The 7,983-nt window shown below is 40.5% G+C and carries 6 protein-coding genes; 1 reads left to right on the plus strand and 5 read right to left on the minus strand.

Annotation, left to right across the window (positions count from 1 at the left end; all coding sequences use genetic code 11):
* The coding region (locus INT19_RS19410; protein ID WP_226924518.1) for a transposase domain-containing protein at window positions 1-167 on the plus strand (167 nt) is incomplete at its 5' end.
* Window positions 168-1,086: 919 nt separating this feature from the next.
* On the opposite strand, the gene INT19_RS07020 is transcribed toward INT19_RS19410, so the two are convergent.
* From INT19_RS07020 to glmM, 5 genes are all read right to left on the minus strand, one after another.
* A complete protein-coding gene (locus INT19_RS07020) occupies window positions 1,087-2,271 on the minus strand; it encodes a polysaccharide pyruvyl transferase family protein (protein ID WP_193060237.1) in 1,185 nt (394 codons plus the stop codon).
* Window positions 2,268-3,098, minus strand: coding sequence for a glycosyltransferase (locus INT19_RS07025; RefSeq protein WP_193060238.1), 831 nt, complete (start codon window positions 3,096-3,098; stop codon window positions 2,268-2,270). Before INT19_RS07025 ends, INT19_RS07020 begins: the two co-directional genes overlap by 4 nt.
* Before the next feature lies 1 nt (window position 3,099).
* Complete coding sequence (locus INT19_RS07030; RefSeq protein ID WP_193060239.1) at window positions 3,100-4,122, minus strand: ATP-grasp fold amidoligase family protein; 1,023 nt, start codon at window positions 4,120-4,122, stop codon at window positions 3,100-3,102.
* A complete protein-coding gene (locus tag INT19_RS07035) occupies window positions 4,119-6,170 on the minus strand; it encodes a glycosyltransferase family A protein (protein ID WP_193060240.1) in 2,052 nt (683 codons plus the stop codon). The genes INT19_RS07030 and INT19_RS07035 overlap by 4 nt, the downstream gene beginning before the upstream one ends.
* A gap of 223 nt (window positions 6,171-6,393) precedes the next feature.
* Window positions 6,394-7,737, minus strand: a complete 1,344-nt coding sequence (glmM, locus tag INT19_RS07040; RefSeq protein ID WP_193060241.1) for a phosphoglucosamine mutase — start codon at window positions 7,735-7,737, stop codon at window positions 6,394-6,396.
* Window positions 7,738-7,983 lie beyond the last annotated feature (246 nt).

The raw sequence follows: 7,983 nt of genomic DNA on the forward strand, positions 1-7,983 counted from the left end.
CCAGTGCCACCTGTTACTCGCTCATCGAAACAGCAAAAGCCAATGGCGTGGAGCCTGCTTCCTATATCCACCACGTGCTAGAGCGCATCGCTGCCGCTGATACGCTGGAGGCACTGGAAAGGCTGCTGCCCTGGAACGTGAACTTGGCGCCCGTCGAAAAAAAGTAACAGAACACAGATAGGTCAAGTGTGTTGATTTAGTGGCGCTTACGCACTTTCGGTACTCAGTGAGCTCATGTCTAGCATGCACCCAGCCACTAGCTTAGATAGCTGACTTTCATCTTTTATTAAGCAAAAAAGCAACTAAAGACTGGCTTCTAATGCAGTAAATATAGCATTTCAACCAAGAGGCGCTGCGCGCCTCGCGCTTTCCTTCCTCACACTAAATAAATCAAGTATCTAGCAAGAGTATTAATACCTGCAATTTTGCACGACATACCGACCGGCCCATCTCCTGCATTTTTGCAGAAAAAGCATACAAACATACGCCATGTGAAAAATATTTAAACAGCTAAAATCTGCTTTTTAACCTTACATACTGTGCCATTTAGCCTATGCATTTTTGCAGAGTAGGCGCGCAAAATTGCATTCGATGAAAAGCGTGGAGCAACTGAGGTATGCAATTTTGCAAGAAAAAGCATTTCATGAAAAGCCCTGCAATTTTGCAAAGCGCACCTGTAAATTTAGTTATCATAAAAAGCTAAGCAACTGATTTTAAAGGACTTTATGATAATGGGTCGCTTATCGAAAACCCTTTAAAATCAATGGCTTACAATCACTTGCCCAGCAAATTAACAGTGAGGTCTTGCAATACTACAAGGAATTCAATGGAATGGCATTTCTTGCAAAAGTGCAAAATATTTAAGTGAATCCGCATAAGTTATGGTGTATAAAGCGAGGCTTATAACAAGGGAGAGATAACTCATCAACGTCTAGAAATTTTTGCAAGTTAGTAAAGCTTTTTTTAATGCCCCCCCAACGATCTAAAGACCTTGACTCATCAATACAGCGAATTGACCAAAGCATAAAATTACCAATAAAAATTGTTAGCCATAACAACATAGCTCAGCACAGTGCATTATGACATTCATAAATATATAGTCAAAAACTCTTTATTTATATCAAAAACCTCATTAGGTCTAACAAAAAAAGAATTTCCTAAATATTTATTTTTTGCCACTTTCAAACCATTGACTATATATATTCTTTCATCAACCGGAGGCTCTCTGTCTTTAACGATAGATGCAAAATGGAATGTATACTTTAAATCCATTATCTCAGCAATTTTTTCAACATTTTTTGAGTCTATATCATCTCCTAAAAGAGCATACATAGGCGAAGAGTATTTCTTAAAAACATCAGAAATCTTTTTATTTATACTTTTAGCTATTAGATCAAGCTTTTCCTTTTTAAGCATAACTTTTTTTTCGAATGAGAAACCAGAGTCAAAAATAACACTTAATGCATTCAATTTCGAACACTCATCAAAAGGAACGATATCAAAACCTAAATCATACTCAACTTCCCTTATTGGAAAAGCATTTTCAATATTTTCAATATTTATTTTAGAGTAACTAAGCCTTGCTTGCGAAGACAAGTAATTAACGCTTTTGTCAAGTGAAAGTGGCTTCACCCAAGGTTCATTAGTTGTAGAGTACCAATCTAGAAACTTGTACTTCCAATTATCATGAAACTTCTCAGAAACCCATACACTTGGTATACCAAAAGCTTCGGCAAAAATAAGACCATGTAAACTTTGTGAAATAACTATTTCAGAAGCTGCAATCTTATCTAATTCTTTAATATCATTAGTCATTATATTAAAAAAGCAAACATCCTCTCTATCTCTAAAATTATCATAAGAATTATTAAAAAAAGAAGCATGATGTGGAACTATACAAATCTTGTAACGCTTTTCTACATTAGCATATGGATAATATTTTCGCAGCAAGAAGCCAGGATCACCTAACGGTATATCACCTAATAAATAGCCTGATTTTTTAAAAAAATCTTTGCTATACTCGCCTCTTAACGCGCGTATGTTTTCTAATTTGACAGAATTAATTTCTTTTCTAGGATTTATGACACCAGTTCCCCACACGCATGACTTGTTATTTGCGTAGAAAGCTATGCTTCCTATACCAAGCACATGAGGGATTTTTTTACGCGTATAATATGGCTCAAGCCCAGTTACAGAATTGATAATAAAGGGGTTTATAGCATCCCCTAAATTTCTAATTCGATTATACATTCTATAAGGTATTACTTTCACGCCTCTCTCTCCCTCAATTCTAAAATTGTCAAACCTGAAAATGACTTCTTCACCAACTCATTACTTACTAATTTCGTTACGGAAGCTTTATCTCTCAACCGATCACTATAAATATCACTATGCTCATGAATAGTACGAACATACATAGATTTTGAAGGATTCATAATCAATGGAACTTTATCATCAACCTTCATATGATTACCCAAATGGAATACCGATGCACGTCTCGGCAGCCCAGAGTCTTTAGTGTAAACATCTATATAAGAAAGACCTTGAGCAGTCATTGGTATTTTTCGCTCATAAAATCCAGTATAGTTATCCCCATCAAATACTCCAGCAAATCCATATGGAAATGAAATAGCGTGTCCTTTAAACTGGGGTCTTACGTAGTAAAAAAGTTTCTTATGAAATGAATCTGACATTGCATCATCATCATCTAGTCTGACAGTTGCGTAGCAGACATCATCTTCAAATGATTTTAACTCTTTTTCCAAGTTATTTTCTATATGCGCATTAAGAACTCCTACTTTAGGTGTTAAAATAATCCTAATATTATTATGAGGTGAAATTAAATCTTTTATATTTTCTAAAAAAGCAGAAGGCAACTCATCTGACGTAAACAATAATACTGTCGTGGAAGATGAATCCATTTTAAGCAATGAAGGAAAAGTAACATTTCTAAATAAATTTTCATGTAATCTTAATCTTTCAGAGTCAAATAATTTTCTTTTATAGTCATCAAACTCACTGTCTCGACCAATCATCCAAGCGCTTTTACTTTCTGTTAAAACACTATAGCGTATAATTACAAAAATATGTCGTTTCATTTCAAACGTGCTCCTTCATTAAATATTTAATTAATCTAGCCTCGGCCCTCATATAACACTCACCTAAATAAATATCAAACTCATTATTAAATAGTGAAAATTGGCCTGGACGAGGCGTGAACTCACCAAACACAAAGTCATCCTCACTCTTAATGAAATCAATTCTCATAAACGGCGCTTTAATTTCACTACTAAGACGCTCAACTTCAAGAATATTATTTTTTGAGAACCCCTTTCCAACAAATGTATCTTCAGGCTTAAAAATACCGATATCAACTAAACTACCATCTGGCATCCATGAGCAGTAGCGAGTTTTTTCAGCACGCTCCACTTCTAGAACAAAAGCAACTTTTCCAAAGAAAGAATAAAATTTTAAGTCAACAGGAGCTGATATTTTTTCTTTATCTACTTCACCAACAAACTCTTCAAGTAGCCAAACATTATTTTTTACATGCTTACTTCTTAGATATTCAGAAGCTTTACTTAAAACAGCATTAAATGAATTCAATTTTTGCCCAGTTGCAACCTCAAAACCTGAGTCAGCGCCCAAAATAAAAACCCCGTGGCTAGATGATCCACCCTCTGGCTTAAGTACAGATTTTCTCCTAAGGGATATTTTTTCAAGAGATACACCAGACTGGTACGTTTCTGGTCTCCTAACACCAAGACGATCAACAAACTTATAAGCATAAGTCTTATTATTTAACCGCCACTCTGGCTGAAAATCATACAGTTGTCGCCGACGTGTTGCTTGTATTAGAAGCTGTTTGAATGATGGTACGTTTTTGATCAGAACACCATTCTGACTCATCAATCGAGTGTAAGGCTCTGTCATTTCATCTAAATAAATGTAAGTTGCCAATTTATCTAATGCTTGTTTCCGCTCTATTATATCGAGAGCTTTTATTTCTTTTATAGCACCATTCAATAAAAAAGCTTTTCTGTTTTTTTCTTTTCTAATAATTTCATTTTTTTTTACAATCTCATCAAAAATCAAATCTAAATTATTTTTTTTCATACTCATATCGCCATCCAGCCTACTTTTCCTTTAAAATCAGGGTAGCCATCTAAAGGGTAATCAGTTAAAACAAAATCTGTGATTTTAAAGGTTTCAGCTTGAACCTGCTGCCCCATAACAACTGGCTCTACTTTGCCTTGCTGTAAAAGCTCAAAGTACAAGTTACACAACGATTCTGTGGCTTTATGAAAGCTCGGCCAGTGGAACAGTGCCACTTTTTGCTTCGGGTGTTTTTCGATATAACTTGCTGCACTCTGGCAATCTTCTAAACGTGAAAAATCGCCCGCTATAACAGCGTCGAATTTCAATGGCTCCTCACTACGCTCAAACATACTACGAGGTGCTGGGAAAGCACGTTTAACATTTGCATCTTTTATGTATAAGTTTTTTTGTGATGCATGCCACCAAGTACATATTTCCCTGTAAATATGTCGAAGACCATAATAAACGGTACGTACATGAGTCGCTTTAGTACGCGTCAAAGAAGACTCTTCATCTAATGCAAATGCCAAAGGTACATCATCATATATCTTGGCTAAAGAACTTTCACCGTAACGAGACTGCATACGCCAAATATATTCTGTGTCGCCACCTATACGCACATGATCCCAGCCACCTAGCGTTTCGAGTACTTCTCTCCGAAACATAAAAGAAGATTGACTCCAGTGAATCAACTTTTTGACTGGCCGCCAATTCTGAGTAAATGCTAAGTTAGCTTGTGCACGAATCCAGTGCGCAGCGCACCCCATAACCTTCGGATGTTGCTCTAAGTGTTTCACTTGCGTAGCAATTTTCTGTGGGTGCGACCAGTCATCGCTATCATGTGTCGTAATAAAATCGCCAGTAACAAAACTTAGACCATAGTTTCGCGCTGCATAAGCACCACCATTTTGAGGGGGCTGTACTGCTTTCACACGGGAATCTTCTTTCTCAAGTGCTTTTAGAACTTTAAATGTATCGTCTGGTGAACAATCATCTACTGCAATAATTTCTATATTCTCATAGGTTTGCGCCAATAACGACTCAATCGCAATACGCACCTGCTCTCCAGCATTAAAAATGGGCATAACGATCGAGACTTTATTTTTACCTTTCACCTTTGCAGCAGGCAAGCCAACTATATTCCCAATAGAAAGTGCTTTATTTTTATCCTTAAGACGAATTCCACAAAAGCCATGTATTGCAAATGCTTTATTTATTGCATCAATGCGATCGGCGTCTTCTTCTATAGCATTAGCAATAGCAAAATGTGCGTCCGCATCATTTGGGTGTGAAGCAACATACTTACTTAAAGTACCAAAGGCCTCTTGTTTTCGACCCAGTGCAAGTAAACAAAAAGCCTTTAAGTAGACAGTCTCTTTTCTGATACTACTTACTGTGGCTACATTCTCCATTTGAATAGCGTAATCTAACGCTTTTTCAATATCTCCACAGAAAAAGACCCAACGGGCTGTTTGCCACAATGCTGCCCAACGCAGCGAACCACTATTATTTTCATCTTCATACATTTTTTTAAAGACATCTAGAGCGGTTTGAGAGTGGCCACTCCAGAGCTGGATAGCTAGGTCAGCAGTTTCATTTTTTTCTTTACTCTTAATCTCATTCCCTTGTACTTTGCCTTTATACAGGTAATGCAACAATGGAATCTCATTAGGGCGCATTTGCGCTTGATGACTTTCCAGATAAAAGTCGTTATCGAAGCGTTTGCAGGGGTCTAGGCCTAGCCGCCAACCTACCGCCAAGTAGTGCAATACAGGATCTACTTTCTTGGGTAACCAAATAGCATGTTCAACAACGTACCACTTCCCGTTTACTAAACGGGATTTTTTTACCAGGGAGAGATCTTCTTCTAACTTGCCTGGTCTGAGAATAGAAAGCGCATTTTTTAGCAACTGATCGCAGGCAGCTTTATTATCTATCTTGCGTAGCGCAAGGGCTAAATTCACATAACAGGGCTTAAATTCACATTGACGTTGGAGCGCCTTAACATAATAGGAAGCCGCCTGCTCGTAAGCTCCCTGTCGATACAGTTCGTTTCCTTTCTGAAAGTCCATAGCGTAATTAAGGCTCTCTGTGTGTGTTATGTTCATTGATTAGGTGCATATTCTTTAGGGCCATCAAACCCGAACTGATTATACGAACGTCTTAAATGCTATCATAGCTAGGCTTATTTACCAGAAATACGCTGCATCGCACCATGAGTAGTAGTATAGCCAGTTTCAAAACAAGAATATCGCTATTTGCTATGCTCTTACCCATATAGTGCCGCATAACAACCTATGCAGAGGGTAAGGCGCTAGCAATGTGCTCGGCACACCACTGAGCAAGCTGAGCATCGCTGGCTTCTACCATCACACGGATTAATGGCTCAGTACCGGATTTACGCAGCAGCACACGACCATTGGCGGCAAGCTTATCTTCTGCCTCGGTAAGCGCTTGCTGAACAGATGCACTTTCAAGCGGGTCTTCATCGAGACTGGCTTTAAAGCGAACGTTCACCAATACCTGGGGTAGCTTGTTCATACCTTGCTTCGCCATATGCAGCGTGGTGCCTTGGTTTAACAGCGATGTAAGTACGCGTAGCGATGCGATTACCGCATCCCCTGTGGAAGCATGATCCAGGCTTAGCAAGTGGCCAGAACCTTCACCACCTAAGCGCCAGCCGGTGCTTTTAAGCTGCTCCATCACGTAGCGGTCGCCTACTTTTGTACGCACAAACGGGATATCAATCGCGGCTAACGCCTGCTCCAGCCCCAAGTTACTCATCTGGGTGCCAACAACGCCCCCCGTATAACCTGCTGCTTTGGCATCTTTTGCCAGCAGGAACAGCAGCTCATCACCATCTACCACCGCCCCTGTATGGTCCACCATCATCAGGCGGTCGGCATCGCCATCTAGCGCAATCCCAAGGTTCGCTTCGTGTTCTAACACCGCCGTACATAGGCTGCGCATAGCTGTCGCGCCGCAACCTGCATTAATATTCATACCATTGGGCTGGTCATGAATACTGATAACGTTTGCACCTAGCTCTTTATACACTGCAGGGGCAACCTTATAGCCAGCGCCATTGGCACTATCCACCACGATCTTCAAGCCACTTAGGCTTAACGTGCTGGGCAATACCGCTTTACAGTATTCAATATAGCGGCCAGCGGCATCTTCAATACGCCGCGCTTTGCCTAACGCTTCTGAACTGACGCACTCCATCCCGCCTTCCAGGGCAATACGCAGTTTGCTTTCAATTTCCTGCTCTTGAACGTCGGTTAGCTTATAGCCTCCCTGCCCGAAGATCTTAATGCCGTTGTCATCAAAAGGGTTATGAGATGCACTGATCACCACCCCAGCGTCAGCGCGGAAGGTTGAGGTAAGATACGCCACCGCAGGTGTCGGCAACGGCCCCACCAAGGCAACATTCACGCCTGCTGCCGAAAAGCCAGCCTCTAAAGCAGACTCCAGCATATAGCCACTGGCACGGGTATCTTTGCCAATCAATACCTCTTTAATACCTTCCGCCCCAAGAACCTTACCAGCCGCCCAGCCCAGTTTCATCGCGAAGCTAGGGGTCATGGGGAATTCGCCAACACGGCCACGCACGCCATCGGTGCCAAAATATTTACGCATAAAATCAAACCATTAGAAAATATTGTGAATATGCGAGACAGGTTTAGAGATGTTTTCAAACCCCGCCCTGCCCGGATGCCCCACCACGCCATTCCCGAAGGTCCCGCCACACTGCCATTCCCGACGGCCCTACACCCGTCATTCCCGAACGGGGTTATCGGGAATCCATTTTGACCTTGCCTGCAGGGTCCCGAATGCCTGAACCACACTGGATTCCCGCTAAAGGCATGCGAAAACGGTAGAACG

Origin of the sequence: Halomonas sp. 3A7M, from assembly GCF_014897875.1 — a bacterium.
Lineage (GTDB): Bacteria > Pseudomonadota > Gammaproteobacteria > Pseudomonadales > Halomonadaceae > Vreelandella.